This is a genomic window from Vibrio sp. 2134-1 (assembly GCF_033339495.1).
The window spans coordinates 1-663 of record NZ_JAWOUS010000497.1 but is presented as its reverse complement, the minus strand read 5'-3'; the positions used below and the strand labels follow the sequence as shown (position 1 = coordinate 663).

1 protein-coding gene is annotated in these 663 nt (G+C 49.9%); it reads left to right on the top strand.

Features of this window, described 5'->3' with window-relative positions:
* Positions 1–637 (top strand): lyase family protein (locus R7R78_RS26860; protein WP_263856327.1); only part of this gene is annotated, 637 nt, incomplete at its 5' end.
* Between the last annotated feature and the right edge of the window lie 26 nt (positions 638–663).

The following is a 663-nucleotide window of genomic DNA, read 5'->3' as shown; positions in this document are numbered from 1 at the left end:
AGTCACCTTTACTTCAAGCGACAATTTCTTTTTCAACCTCAGCAGCCAGGATGCGATCGTCGCACTGTCTGGACAGCTCAAAACAGCAGCAGTTGCGATCATGAAGATCGCAAACGATCTTCGCTGGATGAACTCTGGCCCATTGGCTGGCTTGGGTGAAATCGAACTGCAAGGCTTACAGCCGGGGTCATCAATCATGCCGGGCAAAGTAAACCCGGTTATTCCTGAAGCCGCAGCCATGGCGTCAGCGCAAGTGATTGGCAACGACGCAACCATCACCATCGCGGGTCAGTCTGGCAACTTCCAGTTGAATGTTATGCTACCTGTGATTGCACATAATATTTTGGAGAGCATTGAGCTCGTTGCGAACAGTGCGACCGCCCTTGCCGATAAGGCGATTGCGACCTTTGACGTTCGACAAGATAACCTCGATATTGCTTTGGCCAAGAATCCGATTTTAGTCACCGCACTAAACCCGGTGATCGGGTATTTGAAAGCGGCAGAAGTCGCGAAAAAAGCCTACAAACAAGGACGAGCCATCATTGATGTGGCCGAAGAGGAAACGGATTTAGACCGCGAAACGCTTGAAAGGCTGCTTAATCCAGCCAAATTGACTCAAGGTGGCGTGGCTGAGTAAAGCACTGCTTTGAATATCTGCAGAAT